The sequence below is a fragment of the Blautia argi genome (genome assembly GCF_003287895.1).
In the GTDB taxonomy this organism is placed as follows: Bacteria; Bacillota; Clostridia; order Lachnospirales; family Lachnospiraceae; genus Blautia; species Blautia argi.
In genome coordinates this window covers 2537794-2559591 of the sequence record NZ_CP030280.1, presented here as the reverse complement: position 1 = coordinate 2559591, position 21798 = coordinate 2537794, and the positions used below count along the sequence as shown (strand labels likewise).

Genomic DNA, 21798 nt, shown 5'->3' with positions numbered 1-21798 from the left:
AAAAAATGAAAAGCGAGAGCATTTTATCAGTAAAAGATTTATCTGTATCTTTTCATATGTATGAAAAAGGCCTGGAACAGTATGATTTAAAGGTTATTTCCAATATGACGCTGGACGTGCGTCCGGGAGAGATTGTGGCAATCGCCGGTTCCAGCGGTTCCGGAAAAAGTCTTCTTGCCCATGCGGTTATGGGACTTTTGCCGGATAACGCTTCCGTAAGCGGTGAGATTTCCTATAAAGGGAAGGTGTTAAGCCAGAAGGATAAGGAAGCATTAAGAGGGAAGGAATTTGCCCTGGTGCCCTCAGTCCGTGTCCTTTTTAGACCCATTGATGAAGGTAGAAGCGCAGGTCAGGGGACCGAAACCGGACAAAGCGAAAATAGAAGCCCAGAGAAAGATTTTTAAGCGGTTTCAGCTGGACGAAAAGACGGAAAAGCTGTATCCTTTCCAGCTTTCCGGAGGCATGGCGAGAAGAGTGCTGGTTTCCACCGCGGTGCTAAGCGGCGCAGAGGTTATTATTGCAGATGAGCCGACGCCGGGGCTGGATCTGGCAATGGCAATGGAGGCTTTAAAAGTATTTCGGGAGCTGGCAGACGAGGGAAAAGCGGTTATTTTAATTACCCATGACATTGATTTGGCTTTTCATATTGCAGACCGCATTGCTGTATTTTATGCGGGAACCACAGTGGAAATGGCAGATGCAAAGGACTTTTTAAAGGGGGAGAAGGCTCTTCGCCACCCCTATTCCAAGGCTCTTTGGAGGGCTTTGCCACAGAATGGTTTTGAACCCATTCCCGGCTTTCAGCCATATGCAAAATATCTGCCGAAGGGGTGTCTGTTTTCGCCCAGATGTCCTTATAAGACAAAGGAATGCGAAGAAGGAATACCTGCCATGAGCAAGGTGCGCGGGGGATATGTGAGGTGTATTCATGCAGATTGAGGCAAAAAATATCAGTTTTCGTTACAGGGAAAATACCCCTTGGATTTTAAAAGATGTCAGTTTGAAAATAGAAGAAGGAGAGCGTGTGGGGCTGATTGGACCCAGTGGATACGGAAAAAGTACGCTGGTAAAAATTCTGGCAGGGTATCTAAAGCCTGCAAAGGGAGAAGTGCTTTTAGACGGTAAGCCGCTGCCGAAAAAGGGCGTCTGCCCGGTGCAGTTGATTTATCAGCACCCGGAGAAGGCCATTAATCCCAGGTGGAGAATGAAAAAGGTTTTAGAAGAATCCGGTATGTTCCGGGACGAGGTTATGGAAGCTTTGGGGATAGAAAGGGATTGGCTTGACCGATATCCAAGAGAACTTTCCGGAGGAGAGTTGCAGCGATTCTGTGTGGCGCGTTCTTTGTTTGAGGGTACCCATTTTCTGTTTGCCGATGAGATGAGTACCATGTTGGATGTGATTACCCAGGCGCAGATTTGGAATCTGATGCTAAAGGAAGTAGAGGAGCGTCGGCTGGGACTTCTTATGGTTACCCACAACAGCAGCCTGGCAGAAAGGATTTGTACCAGAACCATTAATCTGGCAGAAATAAATTCCAGGGAGGAATAGAAAAGGACGCAAATTAAAGCGTCCTTTCTCTTTGTACTTTTCTGATATAGGCAGAAGGTGTCATACCTGTGCATTTTTTGAAAATTTTAGAAAAATAATAAGGGTTGTTGCCACAGCCTACTAATTCTGCTACATTTTGAATCTTATCCGGATTTTGATCGGATAAGATTTCTTTTGCTTTTTGTACACGCAAATTCATCAGATAGGTGGAAAATTTCTGGTGCGTTTCATTGACAAAGCAGCGGCTGACATAATTTACATTCATATACAAATGATTTTCCGCAATCCACTTTAAAGTCAGGTTAGAATCGGAAACGTGAGTTTCCAGATAGTGTAACAGTTCTTCGATAAAAGGACTGTAGGAAGCAGAGGTATGCTGGGATAATCGCACAAGCTCATCAACTTTTTGCATAACCCGATTTAGGATAACAGAGAGTTCAGATTCCTTTTGAACATCAGATAAAAATTCGGTGATATAAGCTGCATTGCCCGAGGAAAGGCGTGTACTGACAGTTAAAAGAATCTGTGCAGAAAGTTGTAACAGGAAATCTCTGCCTGAAGCAGCCTGCAGAAGTTCCTGAAGTTTTTGGCGAGTCTGCTGCCGTATAGAACTGTCAGGGGATAAAAGAGCGGGGCAAAGCTCTTTTGCCTGTGCAGTAAGCTGTTCATAATTAAAATTTGGCAGAAGGCGGTGTTCTACTGCAAAATAGAAGACATCAAATCGTCTTAATCTGGAAATAAGATATTCCAGCAAAGAGCCTAAATCGGAATAAATGGTACGGTCATATTCTATAGCGGTCTTCTGATTGGGAAAGGATAAGGCTGAAAAAAAGCAGTCCATTGCCCGGTAGTCTGAACGAAAGTTCGGGAAGAACAGGAGTAGAACATTGGAAATATAAATTTTATAAACAGGAAGATGAGGAGCCTGTTTTTCAAAAAAAGTATCCGCTATGTGAACGGCATCGTTCATATACTCTTTTTCCAGATAGAAAATCCGGCAAAGCTGATAAGGAGTACCTGTAAAATCCAGATATTTTTCATAAGAAGACCAGGAAATGGATTCTCCTTCCGGAAGCGCAATTCCTTCATCAATGACATTTTGAATCAGAGCATAATGGAGATTTTTCAGCAGTTGATTGTCAGAAGTAAAAGATTCCTTTTGGGAATAAATTTCCTGGCAGTCTTTTATCACAGCGTTCAGACAGTCGATAATAGAAGGATTATCGCAAGGTTTTAACAGATAATGACGAACACCGCATTTCATGGCGCGTTTGGCATAGTCAAATTCGCCGTATCCGGATAAAATAATAAATTGTGTATTCAGATTTGTATGAGAAATTCTTTCAATTAACTCAAGACCTGAAATACCCGGCATGCGAATATCGGTCATAACAATGTCCGGAGATTCGTCCAGAATCGTATGGTAGGCTTCTACTCCGTCCAGACAGGTTCCGATTAGCGTTATTCCAAGTTCCTCCCAGGGAATTACTTTTGCAATCGTATTACAGACAATTTCTTCGTCATCTACAATTAATAGTTTTAACATCAGGGTACTCCTTTCTAAAGACCGTATTATTTAGGATTTTTTCTTTCCGCATTTTCATTTAAAATGCTCTGAGAAATATGCTCTTCTGTTTCAGATAAAATCGCAGGAAGCGCAATTTGGACAATGGCATATTCTTCTCCTGTCAGTTCATCTTCTGCATTGATAAGTCTTAAACCGTAATCGTTACCATAAGCGAGAAGCAGTCGTTTATGAATATTTAAAAGTCCGATACCAAACCCATGAGGCTGAATTTCTTCTGTTTCCAATTTTTCTAAAAGATGTTCTTCAAAAGAGGAACCATTGTTTTTTACTTCAATTAGCAAGGTAGTTTCTTTTATAGAAGCACGGATAGAAATATAGCAGATTTCAGACATTTCTTCCAAACCATAGCGAATGGCATTTTCTAAAATGGGTTGTATGGTAAACTTGGGAATCTGCAGATTGTAACATTCCTGAGGGATTTCCACAGTATAATTTAGCCGCTGCGGATAACGCAGTTTCTGAATCACCATATAGTTTTCTAAAAGATTTATCTCCTTTGCAAGAGTAAATGGCGTGTGTGTGCGGTCAAGGGAAATCCGAAGCAGATTTCCGAGGGCTGTGGTAATCTGCACAATATCTTCTGCTTCTAAAGCTTTTGCTCTCCAGTTAATAGAGTCCAGCGTGTTGTAGAGAAAGTGTGGATCCATCTGGCTTTCCAGGGCTTTTAACTGAGCTTCCTTTTTGAGAAGTTCGTTGGTGTAGTTTTGACGGATTAAAGTATCGAGTTTTACAGTCATAGAATTAAAAGCAGTATGCAAATGACCGATTTCATCAAAGCGATTCTGATAACAGAGGTCTGCTTCAGAAAGTTCGTAGTTTCCATTTCCCACTCTCTTCATTTTTTGAATCAAATAATAAATGTGATATAAGATAGCTTCCAAAAGTCTGGAAGAGGCAAAAAAAGCAAATAGGATTGCAAGTATGATAGAGAGCAGACACAGATTTCTGGTAATAAAAACAGTATTGGCAACGGATTCATAGGAAACAACGGAAATGTAATCCCAGTCATAATTGGGAATTCTATCCCTTACGGCAAATACTTTTTTTGCACCGAGTGAAAAAATACCATATCCCTGTTTTAAATGCTCTTTTAAATACTGTGCGTCAGAAATAGATAAGGCCTTTCCGTGATAAAAAACATGATTGTTTTCCAGTAAAAGATAATTTGGATCTTCATATTTTGTGCTGAGTCCGTTTGTTCGGAAGATTAAATTCTGAAGATCAATGTTAATCACCAGAACACCTAAAGAATTAAAATCAAGATTTTTTATCTTTTTCATTTCTTTCACTAGAAAAATACCATAATCCTGACAATAATCAGTAATCCATACCGTCTTTCCATTAGCTTCTTTTGCAGTGTGGTATAGAGTTTTTCGTATTTTATCTGATAATTTTGAACTTTCGGTAGAATAGGTACTTACAAGTTCGTTTTCACTCTGCAGAATAGAAATATACGGAATATCATTCATATTTGTTCCGGAAGTCAGATAATTGAATATTTGATTATAAATATTATTTTTATAAAATTCTTTTTCTGCACGGATCTTTGTTTCTATTAACAAAGGGAGTTGCTCTTGAATTAAGCTGTCAGAAAATATAGAGTCTGCTAAATCATCGATTTGCTTCAAATGGCTTTCAATATTAGAGGCTGAATAGGAGAGCGAAGAGGAAGCAGAATGATAAAGTGCATTTTCAAAAGAATTTGAAACACAGTAAATACCGATAAAGGTTACTATAAATAAAAACAGGATACAAGAAAAGAGAATCAGTTGGATTTTTACTTTTAAAGAACTGTTTTGAAATTGTTTCTTAAGTGTTTTCATAGTTATCTCCAATTGTGCATATAAATCTATATTTATATTATACAGAACAGAGCAAAAACTCAATAAAAGAATTGTTTTACAGAAGGAGAAGTGGATTCTGTGCAAAAAAGAGGGTTTTTTACTGTAGAGGGTGGGAATAGTGCTAAGGGAAGTGGATTTTATTGATTTTATTTGAAATATGTTTTTTATATAATATAGACACAACAAAGAGATAGGAAGCAAAGATAAGGAGGAAAAAAATGAACAGAAAAAAAATGAAAAAATATGCTGCGTTATTTTTAGCGGGAACACTTGCAGCAACATCTCTGGCTGCCTGTGGAGAAAAGGAAGAAGGGAAAGCAGAGGAGAAGAATGGGACGACATTGTCTATGGCATGGTGGGGAAATCAGGTAAGAAATGAACGTACCCAGGAGGTATTAAATAAGTATCATGAAGAAAATCCTGAAGTAACCATTGAAGGACAGTTTTTCCAGTGGGCAGATTATTGGAATAAGATGGCAACGTCAGCGGCAGGAGGAAATATGACAGACTTATTGCAAATGGATATATCTGCCATTACCCAGTATGTAGAAAAAGAGCAGCTTTTAGATTTGACGCCATATATTGAGAGTGGAGCATTGGACGTTTCGAATGTTCCGGAGAATGTTTTGATGATGGGAGAAGTCAAGGGAGGAAATTATGGAATTGCAGCTGGAGTAAACTCTCCCTGTCTCTTTTATAATAAGACTTTGACAGACGAATTGGGAATTACAATAAAAGATAATATGACCTATGAGGAATTTACAGAGATTGCAAAACAGGTAACAGAAGAAACCGGATATCGTGCGAAAATTTTTTATGATGGATACCTGATTAAAGAATGGCTGCGGGGAGATGGGATTGAAGTTCCGGCAGACCGTATGCCGTTAGAGAAGGCAGAAGATTATGTCCCATATTTTAAAATGTTGGAAGACGGAGTGAAAGAAGGATATATTATTACTCCTGATGTGATTGAGGGATTTAATGTAGAGCAGGATCCTATGATTTATGGTTCAGGACCGGAAACAATGGCCTGGTGTACCATGAATGGAGGCAGCAACTTGTATTCTGCATTTGAAGCAGCAGCGCCGGAAGGTATGGAAATTGGTCTTACTACTATGCCTACTGTCAACCCAAAGCTTTCCAATTACTTAAAACCGGCAATGTTTTGGTCTATCAGTGCGGATACAAAGTATCCTGATGAAGCGGTAAAAGTGTTAAATTATTTGATTAATTCGGAAGAGGCAAATAATATTTTGTTAAGTGAGAGAGGAGTACCTGCTTCTACCGTTATTTCAGAAGCGATTTATGATAAACTGACACCGGGCGAACAGGTTGCCATGGATTTTGTAAACCATGTAGTAGCGGAGAATTGTTCTCCTATGTCACCGCCAGATCCAGATGGAATTTCCGAATGGTCAGATACTTTAAAGAAAGTTCAGGAAAAAATAGGTTATGGAGAAATGACTGCGGAAGAGGCAGCAAAAGAATATTTTGAAAAAGGAACAGAAATTTTTTCCAAAATAGAAAAATAGAAGATAAGGGGCTGCCGGTTTCATTTATCAATGGGGCGGCAGCTTTTCCTTTAAGAAAAAATAAGATATTTAACAGGAGCATTACATATGGAGTATATAAATAGAGAAGAAATACAGGAAAAGCTGGACTTAGTCATTCAAAAATTAATGCATCTGGGGCTTCCTGAAAATGAAGAAAGTTTAAAAGAAGGCGGAGAGCACATAGGATTCTTTAAAAGAGATTTCGGTATTTCAGAATGGGACTGGCCACAGGGAGTTGGGTTATATGGAATCTTAAAAGTGATGAAAATTCAGAAAAAGGAAGAATATAAGGAATTTTTGTATCAATGGTTTCAAAGAAATATAGAGGAAGGCATTCCTTCCAGAAATATTAACACGACAGCGCCATTGCTTACTTTGGCAGAATTGAATGAGTTATACAAGGATAAGGAATTTGAAGCATTGTGTCTGGAGTGGGCAGACTGGCTGATTCATTGCATTCCAAAGACCAGAGAAGGGGGATTTCAGCATGTTATCAGCGCCAACGGAGACCGGCAGGGAGTTCGACTAAACGATAATCAGATGTGGATAGATACCTTGTTTATGGCGGTTTTATTTTTGAACAAGATGGGACAGAAATACAAACGTCAGGATTGGGTGGAAGAATCCATTCATCAAGTTTTAATACATATTAAATATTTATATGACACAAACAGTGGATTGTTTTTTCATGGCTGGTCATTTGAACGTATGGACAATTTTGGAGGGATTTTTTGGTGCAGAGGAAACAGTTGGTTTACTTTGGGAATCCTGGAGTATATAGAAATGTTTAAAGGCACTTTAGGAACAGGAGTAAAAACATTTTTTGTGGATACTTATAAGGCTCAAGTGGAGGCTTTAAAGAAATTACAGGGAAAAAGTGGATTGTGGCATACCGTTTTAACAGACCCGACAAGTTATGAGGAAGTATCCGGCTCTGCAGGAATTATAGCCGGAATTTTGAAAGGAATCAGGTGCGGAATTTTAGACGATAGCTATTTGCCGTGTGTGAAAAGGGGAATACGGGGAATTCTAAAAAATATTGACAAAGACGGAACCGTTTTAAATGTATCAGGCGGAACCGGTGTGGGAAACAATGCGGAATATTATAAAAAAAATTCTCATTGCGCCTATGGCATATGGACAGTCCCTGGTTATTTTAGCTTTATATGAAGCATTACGCTTCAATGAATAAATGAACATAGAAAGAGGAGAGAGGACATTGAATTTTAAACTACGCAAATTCTTAAATAAAGAAAGCAGTGCAGGTGTGGTATTTTGTATGCCGTTTATTATTGGCTTTCTGGTGTTTCTGATTATTCCTATGGGAATGTCACTTTATTATTCATTTTGTGATTATGATATCTTATCACCGCCTGTTTTTACCGGTCTGGATAATTACATAGAAATATTTACGGCAGATGAAACTTTTTGGCATTCTGTGAAGGCAACGTTTCTTTTTGTATTTGTATCGGTTCCTTTACGTTTGATTTTTGCTTTGATTGTTGCTCTGATTCTTGTGAAATCAACGAAAGCAACCGGGTTTTATAGAGCGGCATACTATTTGCCTTCTATTTTAGGCGGTTCGGTAGCGGTCGCAGTATTATGGAGAAGAATTTTTGCTACAGATGGGGTGCTGAACAGTATTTTGGGAATGTTTGGATTGGATACACAGTTTGCCTGGCTGGGAAATACAAAGACTGCAATCTGGACTTTGGTCTTATTGGCAATCTGGCAGTTTGGCTCTTCTATGTTGATTTTTTTGTCGGCATTAAAACAGATACCACGGGATTTATATGAAGCTGCAGACGTAGATGGGGCAAATAAATTTGTGAAATTTTTTAAGATTACGTTACCATTATTGACGCCAACAATTTTCTTCAATCTGGTTATGCAGATGATAAATGGTTTTCTTGCTTTTACGCAGAGCTTAATTATTACAGATGGAAAGCCTATGGACAGTACCTTGTTTTATGCAGTTTATATGTATAGACAGGCGTTCTCTTTCAATCATGCGGGGATATGCATCTGCAATGGCGTGGATTATGCTGTTATTTATAGGATTGTTAACCTTGCTTTTATTTAAAACAAAAAAATATTGGGTATATGAACAGGAGTAAAAGATGAAAAAGAAAAGAAGAGCAGGAAAAATTATTTATCATGTGCTGGTATGTGGTGTTGGACTGCTGATGTTGTATCCTTTAATTTGGATGTTGATGAGTTCTTTTAAAGATACAAATACTATTTTTTCTACGGCAGAAAGCTTACTGCCAAAACCATTTACATTAGAGAATTATGAGAATGGCTGGAAGGGATTTGCAGGTGTTAGTTTTGGAACATTCTTTAAAAATTCGTTATTTATTACTGTAGTGGCAACCATTGGAACTTTGTTTTCTTCTGCCTGTGTTGCATATGGATTTTCAAGATGTAAATTTAAAGGAAGAAAAATATTGTTTACTGCAATGTTAGCCTCCATGATGCTGCCGGGACAGATTCTTATGGTACCGCAGTATTTATGGTATCAGAAGTTAGGGTGGATTGGAAGCTTTGCGCCGCTTATTGTACCGTTTTGTTTTGCAGTACAGGGTTTCTTTATTTATCTGATTATGAACTTTATTAATGGAATTCCGAGAGAACTTGATGAGGCGGCGAAAATTGACGGGTGTTCTTATTATGGAATCTTCACAAGAGTGATGCTGCCATTGATTTCACCGGCTTTGATAACAGGAGGAATTTTTTCCTTTATGTGGAGATGGGACGATTTTATGTCTGCATTGTTATATATTGATGATGCGAAAAAATATCCGGTTGCATTGGCATTGAAACTTTTTGCCGATCCAAGTTCGTCTTCCGATTATGGGGCAATGTTTGCAATGGCTGTTTTATCATTGATACCAATTGTGACAATTTTTATTATATTTCAGAAATATCTGGTTGACGGAATTGCCACTTCAGGATTAAAGGGATAAGAAAAGAGGGGTGACGGTGTTAAAAACAGGAATTGTTGGCTGCGGAAATATTGCGAAAATACATTTTGCAGCATTAAAAGGCTTAGAAGATGTGGAAATCGTGGCTGCAGCAGATATAGATTTGGAAAGAGGAGAAACCTATAGCGAGGAATATGAAAATAAAAAGATTCATCTGTATTCATCTTTTACCACAATGTTGGAAAAAGAGCAGTTAGACGTTGTGCATATTTGCACACCGCATTATTTACATGTTTCTATGGCTCTGGAAGCAGTGAAAAAGGGTGTTCACGTATTTATGGAAAAGCCGCAGGCCATTTCAAAAGCGGAATTTGAAGCGTTGAAAGAAGAGAAGAAAAAATGGCAGAAAGAAGTAGGAATCTGTTTCCAAAACCGATATAATCCAGCGGTCAGAAAAGGAAAGAAACTATTGGAAAGCGGATACTTAGGAGAGCTGAAAGGGGCAAGGGCTTTTTTAACCTGGAATCGGGAAAAAGCATATTATGAGCAAAGTAAATGGCGGGGAAAATGGAGTACAGAAGGTGGCGGCGTATTGATAAATCAGGCGATTCATACCTTGGATTTGCTTGTCTATTTATTAGGAAAACCGGAGAGGGCAGAAGCCTCTATTCAAAATCATCACTTAAAATCCATCATTGAGGTGGAGGATACAATGGAAGCCTATATGGAAATAAAAGGACGTCCGGTTTGTTTTTATGCTACCAATGCTTATGCAGAAGATGCTCCTGTTTTTCTGGAAATTCTATGTTCTCGCGGGAAAATTTGTATAGAAGGAGAATATTTGGAAGTTTACTCGCAGGAAAAGGGAAGAGAAGTGTATAATTTTGAGATAGAAAGACAACAATTTGGAAAAAAATGTTGGGGAAGCTCTCATTCCATGTGTATTCAGGATTTTTATGAATGTCTTAAGAGGAAAAAGATTTTTTGTAATAGTCTTGACTTGACGGAGGACACATTTGAGCTTATGTTAGGGCTATATGATTCAGCAAAAAACAATCGTGTGGTAAGATGGGAGGACAGTGTAAATGAATAAAGTAAAAATCGGAATTATCGGTATCGGAAATATGGGAACCACACATGCAAAAAATATTCTGGAGGGCAAGGTTCCGGCATTAGAGCTTGCAGCAGTAGCAGACCGTCAAAAATCCAGACAGACCTGGTGTCGGGAACATATGCCCTCATCAGTACAGATTTTTGAAGAGGGAAGCCAGCTTTTAGAAAGTGGCTGCTGTGAGGCTGTATTGATTGCAGTACCGCATTATCAGCACCCATCACTTGCTATGGAAGCCTTTGAAAAGGGAATTCACGTATTGTGTGAAAAGCCGGCAGGTGTCTATACGAAACAGGTACGGGAAATGAATGAGGCAGCGGACAGAAGCCAGGTAGTTTTTGCTATGATGTTTAACCAGAGAACCAACTGTATTTATCGGAAGATGCACGAAATGGTAGAAAATGGAGAATTGGGCGTGATTCGGCGTGTCAACTGGATTATTACAGATTGGTATCGAACCCAGAGCTATTATGATTCCGGCAGTTGGCGGGCAACCTGGGAAGGAGAAGGCGGAGGTGTGTTGTTGAATCAGTGCCCTCATAATCTGGATCTGATACAGTGGATTTGTGGTATGCCTGCCAAGGTACGGGGTTTTTGCAGAGAAGGACTGTGGCATGATATTGAGGTGGAAGATGATGTAACCGCTTATCTGGAATATCCGAATGGCGCTACAGGGGTCTTTATTACTTCTACAGGAGATGCACCCGGAACAAACCGCTTTGAAATTACAGGAGAGCTGGGAAAACTGGTATGTGAAGATGAAAAACTGACCTTTTACAAGTTAAAGGAAAATCTGTCACAGCATTGTGCTTTCTGTAAGGGGGGCTTTGATAAACCAGAATGGGAGGTTGTGGAAGTGCCTGTAGATGGGCAGAATGAACAGCATGTGGGAGTAATGAAGGCTTTTGCAGATGCTGTGCTGCATGGAACTGCCTTGGTAGCAGATGGAAGGGAAGGAATCCGTGGACTGGAACTTTCCAATGCCATTCATCTTTCCAGTTGGCTTGGAGAAACGGTAGAGCTGCCGATTGATGAGGAATTGTTTTTAGAGGAATTAAATAAGAGAAGAGGCAATTCCAGAACAAAGACAGAAGCAGAGAGTGTAGTTTTTGATACTGAAAATTCTTATGGAAGCAAGTAGAGGGAGAAAGAGTATGGAAAAATAAAATTGAAATCAGCGGATTTGCAGATGAAATTGCAGAAGATTTAAAGACACAGATAGAAGTTATAAAAAAATTGGGTATCTCTCATATTGAAATGCGCGGGGTAAATGGAAAACCACTGGTAGAGCATAGCCTGGAGGAAGTAAAAGAAGTTAAAAGACAGTTGGATGAAAATCAAATTAAGCTGTCTTCCATAGGATCGCCTATTGGGAAGATTTTAATTACAGAGGATTTTGAGGAACACTTTGAATTGTATAAAAAGACCGTAGAAATTGCAAAAATTATGGAAACACCATATATTCGTATGTTTAGCTTCTTTATTCCGGAAGGGGAAGAGCCGGAAAAATATAAAAGCCAGGTTTTTGAAAGACTGCAGAAATTTGCAGATTATGCCAGAGATCATCAAGTTGTTTTGCTCCATGAAAATGAGAAGGAAATCTATGGAGATAATGCCAAGAGATGTCTGGAAATCATGCAGGAGTTTTATGGGGAACATTTTAAAGCAGTGTTTGATTTTGCTAATTTTGTTCAGTGTAATCAGGACACCAGAGAAGCGTATCAGTTGTTAAAGCCTTATATTTCCTATATCCATATCAAGGATGCGAAAGCAGAGTCAGGAATTGTAGTGCCTGCCGGATATGGCGATGGGAACGTAGAGGAAATTTTAAAATCTCTTTTAGAAGAGGGATATGAGGGATTCTTATCTCTGGAACCCCATTTGACAGATTTTACAGGTTTTGGTACGCTGGAACAAAACGGAGAGCTGGAGCAGAGGAAAATGTCAGGAGAGGAAGCTTATACAACTGCTTACAGGGCTTTGAAGGAAATACTGAATAAATGGTTATAGTACATAGGAGAGAGGAGCATATATGGAAGTAAAGCAGGAATATCCACGTCCGCAGCTGGTCAGAGAAAAGTGGCAGAGTTTAAATGGATTTTGGGATTTTGCCTTTGATGATGCCGATCAGGGGATTTTACAAAAATGGTATAAAAGAGATAGGAAATTTGAACAGGAAATTTGTGTACCCTTTGTTTATCAATGTGAAAAAAGTGGTATTCACAGGAAGAAAGTACATGAGATTCTCTGGTACAAGAAAAAATTTACTCTGTCTGAAGAACTGTTAAAAGAAAAAACGGACACAGAGATATTTTTGCACTTTGAAGCTGTAGATTATGAGGCAAAAGTGTATTTGAACGGACAATATATCGCACAGCATAAAGGCGGTTATACCCCTTTTTCTGTAAATATTACTCCATATCTTGCGGATGGAGAGCAGGAGCTGACAGTGCGTGTATATGATCCTGCGTTTGATGAAACGATTCCAAGAGGAAAACAGTTCTGGGAAGAGGAGTCGCGCAGTATCTGGTATACCCCAAGCAGTGGAATCTGGCAGAGTGTGTGGCTGGAAGGTGTACCGAAAAAGAGATTGGAATGTGTAAAATTTACATCTTTGTATGATGAGGGTAAGATAAATATAAGCTGTAAGGGGTACCAGGTAACACCAGAGGATAGTATCCGGTATAAAATTTCTCTGAAAAAGGAAACAATCGCCAAGGGAGAAATCTTTTGGAACACAGAGAAGTTGGACTTTTCTGTAGATTTGATACAGGAAAAAATTTTCCATACGAATTACCATGAAGCCGGATTTTCCTGGACGCCGGAAACCCCCACGTTGTTTGATGTGGAATTTGAAATGATAAATGGAGAAGACGGAAGAATTACAGATAAGGTTTCTTCGTATTTTGGATTTCGTAAAGTTCACACAGAGCATGGAATGGTATATTTAAATAATAAGCCTTATTATCAAAAATTGGTGTTAGACCAGGGGTATTGGCCGGAAAGTCTTTTGACTGCGCCGGACGATGCTGCCTTGATACAGGATATAGAGCTGGCAAAAGCTATGGGATTTAACGGATGCAGAAAGCATCAGAAGGTAGAGGAAAGCAGATTTTTGTACTGGGCAGATAAAATGGGATTTCTGGTATGGGGAGAATGTGCTTCTGCTCCTATGTACAGCGACCAGACAGTAAACAGGACGCTCAAAGACTGGGGAGAAATTATAGAAAGAGATTATAATCACCCCTGTATTATAACCTGGGTTCCCCTAAATGAAAGCTGGGGAGTGCCGAATATTCGTACTGATATCAGGCAGCAGAGTTTTTCCATGGCATTGTACTATTATATTCATGCATTGGATACGACCAGACTGGTGATATCAAATGATGGTTGGGAGATGACAAAGACAGATATCTGTGCCATACATAATTATAGTCATGGGCAAAAAGGGGAATGGCAGATGTATAAAGACTATCAGAAAATGCTTTCTGAAAAAGCAACATTGTTACATAATCCCCCTACTTGCCATGATATTTATGCCAGTGGGTATTCACATGAGAACGTCCCCATTTTGCTGACAGAATTTGGCGGGATTGCCTTTGCTGTGTCAGAAGAAGAGGGCTGGGGGTATACTGCAGTACATTCTCAAAATGAATTTGTAGAGGAATATGGCAGAATTATGGAAGCCGTTTATGCATCGGAAGGACTTTGGGGATATTGTTATACGCAGCTTACAGACGTAGAACAGGAAATTAATGGCTTGCTTACTTATGACAGAAAACCAAAATGTGATTTGGCGGAAATAAAGAGCATCAACGATGGTTATCACAGCAGTAGAATCGGATAAAATGGAAATAAAAATTTTTCTATAGTCTGACGGGGACAGAGAAAAGAAAAAGACTGCGGCAGAAAGCGAAATCAGGAACAAATAGTTACTTTTCCTTTCGTCTTTCTGCCGCAGTCTTTTCTATATTACCATATCATATAATTTTTTGTGCTGGTCATTTTACACCGAAGTCAGCCAGCTGCTGTACAGCGCTTTTTCTGCCGGTGAAATGTATGGCGTTTAAGCCCTGCGCTCTTGCCTCTGCCACATTATCCATGTAGTCGTCAATAAACACTGCCTTTTCCGGCGTAATTTGAAAATCCTGAATCAGTTTCCGGTACATTTCCGGTTCCGGTTTTAACAAATGTACCTGCCAGGACATATAGCCCCCGTCCATAAGTTCCAGAAAGTTCAGCCTGTCTAAACAGCGTCTGTACAGGGGTTCCGGAAAATTGGAAAGAAAATACAGCTTATAGCCCCGTTTTTTCAAATAAGCAAGCCAATCCTTTGTATAGGAATAAACGGAAATGGTATCCTCTATTTTAGAAAATGTAGCCCGTATTTCCTTTTCATAGGAAGGGTTGTTGGCAATAAAGGACTGCAGAATTTCTTCCTCTGTGCGGATACCCCGGTCAGCCTCGGCCCAGTCTTTACTTAAAAACATAGCGTCAGCAACTGCATGCGTTGTCTTTTCATCGTAGTTCATTTCTTTTAACAGTTTCTTCCAGTCATATTTTGCAAGCACATTCCCAATATCAAAAATGACAGTATCAACATCAGAAGTGTTCTCCAGAACTCTGGAAATTTCTTCCTTCTTGGGGTGTGTCCATTTATGTACAAGCAAAAAGGCATACAGCAAAACAGGAATCATCACAGTTGCATATAGAGATGCCATAACCATATTGCCGGCAGCAGAATTATCTGTCAGGGCAAAAACAAGAGTCAGGACATACATACCTGCTAACAGGATAATTCCAATGACTGCGAGAAGTCGCTTTAAATTCTTCACGTCTTAATCTCCCTTGCTTAGAATATTTATTATTATAATGATTTTAGGGGAAGCCGTCAATGTATACTTGGAAAGCGCATAAGGGAAGAGTTTTAGGTTATACCTACGAAAATATGCAGACAGATTTGGCTATTTTTGCAGAGATATTTTCAGAATATGTGCAGGTACAGTCATTGGGAATGTCTGCTGATTTCAGGAGCATAGATTGTCTGAGAATAGGAAAACAAAATGCACAAGAAAAAGTTTTTATTTTTGGGGGAATTCACGGAAGAGAATATATGACCAGTCAGTTAATTATGGAACAGGCTGTAAAATTTCTTTTGCATCTGAAGCAGAGTGATGTATATCAGGGGATTTCTTATGGAACTTTGTTGGAAAACAGAGCAGTTTATGCAATCCCTATGGCAAATCCGGACGGGGTAAGTATTTCTCAGTTCGGACTGGAGGGTATCCGAAATCGGGAACTGCGAAAAGATTTGCAAAAGATTGCAGATAGGGAAAGGGAAAACCTGTCCTATAAGAGTTATTTCAGAAAGTGGAAAGCAAATGCAAAGGGTGTGGATTTAAACCGGAATTTTCCGGCTGAATGGGGAAAATGCAAAACCGGAAAGGAAACGGTTTCCTCAGAAGGGTATAGAGGAAAGTATCCGGAGTCGGAAAGAGAAACACAGATTTTGACGCAGCTGACAAGAGAAAACAGCTTTCAGCGAACCATTTCTTACCATTCCTCAGGGCAGGTGATTTACTGGAATTTCGGACAGGAAGGAAATTTAAAGGCTGTTACAAAAGCGTTTGCCCGGAGAATTTCAAATGCTACCGGATATGCATTAGATGGAAATTTCAAAATTCTTGCCGGAGCCGGATATAAGGACTGGGCGCTGCAGAGCATGGGGATACCGAGTCTTACCGTAGAAATCGGAAAGCAGGATTCACCGCTTCCATGGCGGTGCTTTGAGAAAGTTTATCAGGAGAATCGAAATGTGTGGGAAGAAGTGTTGCTGGAACTGGAAGAATCCGAATTTACATAAGAGAACAGGGACTGCCCATGAAGTTCATGTGACAGCCCCTGAAAAGGGGAGGATAAAGTATTTCTACTTTTTCTTTGGTTGTCTGCAAAAAGCGTTTCGTATTTGAAACATCTCTTTGTGGACTATCTGTAGTATGGGCAGAAAATCGGAACTTATACACAGCCGGAATTATTTTATTTGATTTTAAAGATTGAAAAAATCTGTGTTTTCGTATATACTATACCTGTTAAACCGAAACGGTAAATCAGGAAAATAAATAAAAGGCAGGTAAGATACATGGCATTATTACAGGATTGGAGAGATATGGCGTATTCTCAGCAGGCAGACAGAGTCCAGCTTGAGAAATTCTGGACAAATTACTTCTTAATTGAAAAAGGGATTTACGAAAAGCTTTTAAGCAATCCCAATGAAGTAGTAAAAGGAACCGTAAAGGAACTGGCAGAAAAGTATGATGTAGAAGTTATGACAATGGTTGGATTCCTGGACGGTATCAATGACAGCTTGAAAATCCAGAACCCTATTGAAGAGATGGACGAAAACACAGAGGTAAACCTGGGATTTGATTTGGAAACTCTGTATAAAAACATGGTAGATGCAAAGGCAGACTGGTTATATGAATTGCCACAGTGGAACAGCATTTTCTCAGAAGAAAAGAGAAAAGAGTTATATCTGGAGCAGAAAAAATCCGGCACAGTTGTAAAAGGACCGAAAATCGGACGTAACGATCCATGTCCATGCGGAAGCGGAAAGAAATACAAACACTGCTGTGGAAGAAATAAATAAGAATAAGAGAATGAATGAAAAGGGTATTGCAGGGAATTGAGATTTCAGGCAATATCCTTTTGCCTTTTTATAGAAAGTTTACGGATTTTGAGGTGATAAGATGAAAGATAAGGATAAAGAGTATAAAGACAGGATACTGAAAGGTTTTCGCGCGCTCATTGATTTTTATCGTATGGAATATACAGAGGATTTAATGCCTCTGTTTTAGGATTTCGGTTATTTGCTCATAGGAGCTTTGTGTCAGGAAAATGGACGTGGGAAAGCATATTTTAGAATTGCGGATTTGGATACAGGGGATTGGTTTTCGAAGTTTAAAAATGAGGTATTGGAAGAAATAGAAGGTACGGACTTATATGAAAGCTTTAAAGAATTTCAGCTTTCTACAAAGAAGATTTCTGTCTTAAATCAAATACTGCAGATTCTCATTGAACTTTTAGATATTTGGGATAAAGCAGAAGATGAGCGATTTCTTTATGAAACTGTAAGAGAGATTTATGAACTTTGCATTCATACAAAAAGAGATGTAGGACGTTATGTTTTACCGGATAGCTATGTGAAGCTTTTGGCATAGATTCTGGATTTGGAGAAAAGTTCAGAAAAAGAGAAGGAAGACTTTGCGATTTTAGATCCCCAGGCAGGGGGGACCATGCTGATTGCAGCAGGAGAATATTGGACAAATGGAACTTTATGGGGATATGAAGGGGATAAACGCATGCAGAAAAGCCTGAAAGCTCTTTCTGTGAATGGCATGGAGGTTCTGATTGTCCCGGATAGTTTTTTGTTTTCTACAAAGGTAGAGTTCGTAGATATTCGGAAATGGATTTTTACAAAATATAGAATTTTGTTGTCCAACCTGTAATGAAACTTATAAGGGAAGCAAATCGCCCTTTTATAAAGGAAATAAAGACGTGGAGAAGATTTTTCTTCCCTATTTGGATACTGTATGTGATGAAGTAACTCTGGAATTTGGGCATGAATCAAAACAAGATATAATCAAAATGAAACCCAGGAGTGCAAAATCACCATATATAAAGGAAAAAATTGCTTCTGTGAACCACCTTTTTCAATTGCAAAAGCGCTGGTCCGGACAGTTGGAACGGTATTTTTACACCAGAATGCAAGATTACGAATATCGAGAAATTACCAATATAGGGGAATTGGAAAAAGAAATGCAAAAAGATTTAGATAATGAAAAGAGAAAGGTAAAAAGCTGCCCGGAATTTTATATAGATATGCAGTATTTAAAATGGATTAAGGAAAAACAATTAAAAGCTTTTTACTCCAATCTAAAGCAAACAGGGATAGAACCGGTGATTGAGGAATAGGTGGGACAGATGTGAAATGGAAAAGTGATATAATAAATAAAAAATTGGCAAATAACTTTTTATAGGAAGATGAAAAAGGTAAGGAAATTGTTAAAAAGAAAAGTTGACACTAGATAGTACATAATGTAGAATAAAATAAGAACATTTGTTCTGGCTATGCACTGAAAATGATAAATGCTGCGAAGTAGGGGAAGAGCTTGCAAAAATAGTTAAACAAAATTGCTGATTTGTTAATGCTTTATCTAAGAACGAGAATAAAGAATATAATTAAAGGGTGTGAATATATGGATAACGTTCAAAATGAAAGTTTTTATAACAAAGTAATAGAATTATTCCAGAACGCAAAGAAAAATTTGGACGGGGTTATTCGTACGATAATCTGAAGTTAATGAGGAAGTTTTATTTAGTTTATTCTAAGGATTCAATTGGGGAAACAGCGTTTCCCCAATCTGAAAGATTGCCAATTACAGCAGAGGGAAGAAAGTTTTATTTGAGTTGGTCTCATTATCTTATTTTGATGAGAATAAATAATGTTGAAGAACGTCATTTTTATGAAATAGAAGCATATAGAAATAACTGGAGCAAAAGTGAATTATCAAGACAGTATGGAAGTTCTTTATATAAAAGATTGGCATTGAGCAAAAATAAAGAGAAAATAATGCGTCTTGCGACAGAGGGGCAGATGGTTGAAAAGCCTGAAGATATATTTAAAGATCCGTATATTTTAGAGTTTACAGGACTTCCGGAACTTGTTACTTATACCGAAACAGAATTGGAAAATAGGATTATAGATAATTTGCAAAAGTTCTTATTAGAACTGGGAAGAGGATTTACTTTTGTAGGCAGACAAGTCAGATTCACTTTTGAAGAAGAACATTTTAGAGTTGATTTGGTTTTTTATAATCGTTTACTGCGTTGTTTTGTATTGTTTGATTTGAAAATTGGTCAGTTAAAGCACCAAGATATAGGACAGATGCAGATGTATGTAAATTATTATGATCGAAAAGTTAAATTGGACGATGAAAATTCAACAATAGGTATTATTATCTGCAAAGATAAGAAAGATGCTATTGTAGAAATGACATTACCTAAAGATAATAATCAGATATTTGCCAGTAAATATGAAACAGTACTTCCTAGTAAAGAAGAACTACAAATATCGCTAGAAGATAAAAATTTGGAATAAATGAGGAATAATTGAACAAAGGAGAATTATATGGATCACTTTGAATTAGTATCAGAATACGCTCCAACCGGCGACCAGCCCCAAGCCATCGAGCAGCTTGTTAAGGGCTTTAAAGAAGGAAATCAGTGCGAAACTCTCCTGGGAGTCACCGGTTCAGGGAAGACTTTTACCATGGCAAACGTTATTGCCAAACTGAATAAACCGACGCTTATCATAGCGCACAATAAAACTTTAGCTGCCCAGCTCTACGGAGAATTCAAAGAATTCTTCCCGAATAATGCGGTTGAGTACTTTGTATCCTATTACGACTACTACCAGCCCGAAGCCTATGTCCCTTCCTCGGACACCTATATTGCAAAGGATTCTGCTGTCAATGATGAAATCGACAAACTCCGTCTTTCCGCCACCTCATCACTAAGTGAGCGCAAAGATGTCATCATTGTTTCCAGTGTTTCCTGCATCTATGGAATCGGAAGTCCTGACGATTATCAGAACATGATTATCTCTCTGCGTCCGGGTATGGAAAAAGACAGGGATGAGGTGATTCGTCAGCTTATTGATATTCAGTATGATAGAAATGAAATGGACTTTCACAGAGGAACCTTTCGTGTGAGAGGTGATGTGTTGGAAATTTTCCCGGCAGATTACAGCGATACGGCAGTGAGGGTGGAGTTTTTCGGTGACGAAATTGACCGCATTACAGAAATTGATACCTTAACCGGAGAAATCAAACGCTCTTTAAATCACATTGGAATTTTTCCTGCGTCGCATTATGTCGTACCCATAGAAAAAATCAGGAAAGCAGCTGATGCAATTGAGGAAGAATTAAAGGAAAGGGTAGATTATTTTAAAAGTGAAGACAAGCTTTTAGAAGCCCAGAGAATTTCAGAAAGAACCAATTTTGATATTGAAATGTTAAAAGAAACCGGATTTTGTTCCGGTGTGGAAAATTATTCCCGCCATTTGTCCGGGTTGAAGCCGGGGCAGCCTCCTTTTACTCTGATAGATTATTTCGGAGATGATTTTCTGATTATTATCGATGAGTCCCACAAAACCATACCTCAGATACGGGGTATGTACGCAGGTGACCAGTCCAGAAAGCAGACGTTGGTAGATTACGGTTTTCGTCTGCCATCGGCAAAGGACAACCGTCCTTTAAATTTTGAAGAATTTGAGGATAAGATTGATCAGATTCTTTTTGTATCCGCCACACCGGGGGAATATGAGGAAAACCATGAACTTCTTCGTGCAGAGCAGATTATCCGTCCAACAGGGCTGTTAGATCCGAAGGTAGAAGTGCGTCCTGTGGAGGGGCAGATTGATGATTTAATCGGAGAGGTGCATAAAGAGGTAGAAAAAGGCAATAAGATTCTCATTACCACGTTGACAAAGCGTATGGCAGAGGATTTAACGGAATATATGAAGGATTTGGGAATCCGGGTGAAATATCTGCATTCAGATATTGATACGCTGGAGAGAACTCAGATTATTCGGGATATGCGTCTGAATGTCTTTGATGTACTGGTGGGAATCAACCTTTTGAGAGAGGGGCTGGATATACCGGAAATTACCCTGGTAGCGATTTTAGATGCAGATAAGGAAGGCTTTTTGCGTTCAGAGGTTTCTTTGATTCAGACCATAGGACGTGCCGCCCGTAACGCAGAGGGACGGGTTATTATGTACGCAGACGTTATGACAGATTCCATGCGTCTTGCTATTGATGAAACCATGCGCCGCCGGGCGCTTCAGGAACAATATAACCGGGAGCATGGAATTACACCAAAAACCATTAAAAAGGCAGTTCGGGATCTTATCAGTATTTCAAAGGCAGTGGCAGAAACAGAGGATAAGCTGATGAAGGATCCGGAGTCCATGAGCAAAAAGGAACTGGAGAAGTTGATTGGACAGGTGCAGAAGCAGATGCAGACAGCTGCCGCAGACCTGAATTTTGAAATGGCAGCGCAGCTTCGTGATAAAATGATAGAACTTAAGAAGAACCTGGAGGAATTGGAGAAATAAGAATCTTTTCACCAAAATTCTAAAATAATTATAAATCCCTTGACAAATAAAAA

Annotated in this window: 16 protein-coding genes and 4 pseudogenes; 17 read left to right on the top strand and 3 right to left on the bottom strand. The window is 39.0% G+C overall.

The features are described from left to right. Positions 1-5: 5 nt before the first annotated feature. Together DQQ01_RS12385 and DQQ01_RS12380 are read left to right on the top strand one after the other, a co-directional pair. A pseudogene (locus tag DQQ01_RS12385) lies at positions 6-939 on the top strand (ABC transporter ATP-binding protein). Continuing rightward, entirely contained in the window at positions 929-1549 is a 621-nt protein-coding gene (locus DQQ01_RS12380; protein ID WP_111920294.1) for an ABC transporter ATP-binding protein, read from the top strand. Before DQQ01_RS12385 ends, DQQ01_RS12380 begins: the two are co-directional and overlap by 11 nt. Positions 1550-1562: 13 nt before the next feature. Here DQQ01_RS12380 and DQQ01_RS12375 read toward each other — a convergent pair whose 3' ends face one another. Together DQQ01_RS12375 and DQQ01_RS12370 are read right to left on the bottom strand one after the other, a co-directional pair. Further along, a complete protein-coding gene (locus tag DQQ01_RS12375; protein WP_111920293.1) occupies positions 1563-3095 on the bottom strand; it encodes a response regulator transcription factor in 1533 nt (510 codons plus the stop codon). A gap of 26 nt (positions 3096-3121) precedes the next feature. After that, on the bottom strand, positions 3122-4960 hold the full coding sequence (locus DQQ01_RS12370) for a sensor histidine kinase (RefSeq protein ID WP_207657626.1): 1839 nt from the start codon (positions 4958-4960) through the stop codon (positions 3122-3124). A 239-nt stretch (positions 4961-5199) separates the two neighbouring features. Between DQQ01_RS12370 and DQQ01_RS12365 the strand changes: the two genes are divergently transcribed. The 8 genes and pseudogenes from DQQ01_RS12365 (at position 5200) to DQQ01_RS12330 (ending at position 14416) form a co-directional block, all read left to right on the top strand. Continuing rightward, positions 5200-6513 carry an ABC transporter substrate-binding protein gene (locus DQQ01_RS12365; RefSeq protein WP_111920292.1) on the top strand — a complete coding sequence of 438 codons (1314 nt, stop codon included), beginning with the start codon at positions 5200-5202 and terminating at the stop codon, positions 6511-6513. An 87-nt stretch (positions 6514-6600) separates the two neighbouring features. After that, a pseudogene (locus DQQ01_RS12360) lies at positions 6601-7726 on the top strand (glycoside hydrolase family 88/105 protein). Beyond that, positions 7727-8651: pseudogene (locus DQQ01_RS12355) on the top strand (carbohydrate ABC transporter permease). A gap of 3 nt (positions 8652-8654) precedes the next feature. After that, a complete protein-coding gene (locus tag DQQ01_RS12350) occupies positions 8655-9500 on the top strand; it encodes a carbohydrate ABC transporter permease (RefSeq protein ID WP_111920291.1) in 846 nt (281 codons plus the stop codon). A 16-nt stretch (positions 9501-9516) separates the two neighbouring features. Then, positions 9517-10551 (top strand): Gfo/Idh/MocA family protein, encoded by a 1035-nt coding sequence (locus DQQ01_RS12345; protein ID WP_162624309.1) that lies wholly within the window; start codon positions 9517-9519, stop codon positions 10549-10551. Continuing rightward, a complete protein-coding gene (locus DQQ01_RS12340; protein ID WP_111920289.1) occupies positions 10544-11710 on the top strand; it encodes a Gfo/Idh/MocA family protein in 1167 nt (388 codons plus the stop codon). Before DQQ01_RS12345 ends, DQQ01_RS12340 begins: the two co-directional genes overlap by 8 nt. A gap of 26 nt (positions 11711-11736) precedes the next feature. After that, positions 11737-12579, top strand: a complete 843-nt coding sequence (locus DQQ01_RS12335; protein ID WP_111920288.1) for a sugar phosphate isomerase/epimerase family protein — start codon at positions 11737-11739, stop codon at positions 12577-12579. Positions 12580-12601: 22 nt separating this feature from the next. Then, on the top strand, positions 12602-14416 hold the full coding sequence (locus tag DQQ01_RS12330) for a glycoside hydrolase family 2 protein (protein ID WP_111920287.1): 1815 nt from the start codon (positions 12602-12604) through the stop codon (positions 14414-14416). 154 nt (positions 14417-14570) lie between these two features. Here the strand turns inward: DQQ01_RS12330 and DQQ01_RS12325 are convergent, their stop codons facing one another. Then, complete coding sequence (locus DQQ01_RS12325; protein ID WP_111920286.1) at positions 14571-15404, bottom strand: HAD family hydrolase; 834 nt, start codon at positions 15402-15404, stop codon at positions 14571-14573. 59 nt (positions 15405-15463) lie between these two features. Between DQQ01_RS12325 and DQQ01_RS12320 the strand changes: the two genes are divergently transcribed. The 7 genes and pseudogenes from DQQ01_RS12320 to uvrB all read left to right on the top strand — a co-directional run bounded on the left by DQQ01_RS12320 (position 15464) and on the right by uvrB (position 21745). Next, a complete protein-coding gene (locus DQQ01_RS12320) occupies positions 15464-16432 on the top strand; it encodes a M14 family zinc carboxypeptidase (RefSeq protein WP_111920285.1) in 969 nt (322 codons plus the stop codon). Positions 16433-16708: 276 nt separating this feature from the next. Next, positions 16709-17215 carry an SEC-C metal-binding domain-containing protein gene (locus tag DQQ01_RS12315; protein WP_111920284.1) on the top strand — a complete coding sequence of 169 codons (507 nt, stop codon included), beginning with the start codon at positions 16709-16711 and terminating at the stop codon, positions 17213-17215. 235 nt (positions 17216-17450) lie between these two features. Next, positions 17451-17786 carry a hypothetical protein gene (locus DQQ01_RS12310; protein WP_111920283.1) on the top strand — a complete coding sequence of 112 codons (336 nt, stop codon included), beginning with the start codon at positions 17451-17453 and terminating at the stop codon, positions 17784-17786. Positions 17787-17795: 9 nt separating this feature from the next. Then, the gene (locus DQQ01_RS12305) at positions 17796-18074 is read left to right on the top strand and encodes a hypothetical protein (RefSeq protein WP_111920282.1); all 279 of its coding nucleotides are present in this window, start codon (positions 17796-17798) and stop codon (positions 18072-18074) included. Between the two features lie 49 nt (positions 18075-18123). Then, on the top strand, positions 18124-18540 hold the full coding sequence (locus DQQ01_RS12300) for a hypothetical protein (RefSeq protein WP_111920281.1): 417 nt from the start codon (positions 18124-18126) through the stop codon (positions 18538-18540). A gap of 346 nt (positions 18541-18886) precedes the next feature. Further along, positions 18887-19726 (top strand): annotated as a pseudogene (locus tag DQQ01_RS12295) (PDDEXK nuclease domain-containing protein); the annotation flags it as partial. Positions 19727-19756: 30 nt separating this feature from the next. Further along, entirely contained in the window at positions 19757-21745 is a 1989-nt protein-coding gene (gene uvrB, locus DQQ01_RS12290; RefSeq protein ID WP_111920280.1) for an excinuclease ABC subunit UvrB, read from the top strand. Positions 21746-21798: the final 53 nt, after the last annotated feature.

Excerpts from the sequence above, each read along its gene's own strand:
- DQQ01_RS12370 (WP_207657626.1), bottom strand. The coding sequence starts at position 4,960 with ATGAAAACACTTAAGAAACAATTTCAAAACAGTTCTTTAAAAGTAAAA.
- DQQ01_RS12375 (WP_111920293.1), bottom strand. The coding sequence starts at position 3,095 with ATGTTAAAACTATTAATTGTAGATGACGAAGAAATTGTCTGTAATACG.
- DQQ01_RS12340 (WP_111920289.1), top strand. The coding sequence starts at position 10,544 with ATGAATAAAGTAAAAATCGGAATTATCGGTATCGGAAATATGGGAACC.
- DQQ01_RS12380 (WP_111920294.1), top strand. The coding sequence starts at position 929 with ATGCAGATTGAGGCAAAAAATATCAGTTTTCGTTACAGGGAAAATACC.
- DQQ01_RS12365 (WP_111920292.1), top strand. The coding sequence starts at position 5,200 with ATGAACAGAAAAAAAATGAAAAAATATGCTGCGTTATTTTTAGCGGGA.
- DQQ01_RS12315 (WP_111920284.1), top strand. The coding sequence starts at position 16,709 with ATGGCATTATTACAGGATTGGAGAGATATGGCGTATTCTCAGCAGGCA.
- DQQ01_RS12320 (WP_111920285.1), top strand. The coding sequence starts at position 15,464 with ATGTATACTTGGAAAGCGCATAAGGGAAGAGTTTTAGGTTATACCTAC.
- DQQ01_RS12330 (WP_111920287.1), top strand. The coding sequence starts at position 12,602 with ATGGAAGTAAAGCAGGAATATCCACGTCCGCAGCTGGTCAGAGAAAAG.
- DQQ01_RS12350 (WP_111920291.1), top strand. The coding sequence starts at position 8,655 with ATGAAAAAGAAAAGAAGAGCAGGAAAAATTATTTATCATGTGCTGGTA.
- uvrB (WP_111920280.1), top strand. The coding sequence starts at position 19,757 with ATGGATCACTTTGAATTAGTATCAGAATACGCTCCAACCGGCGACCAG.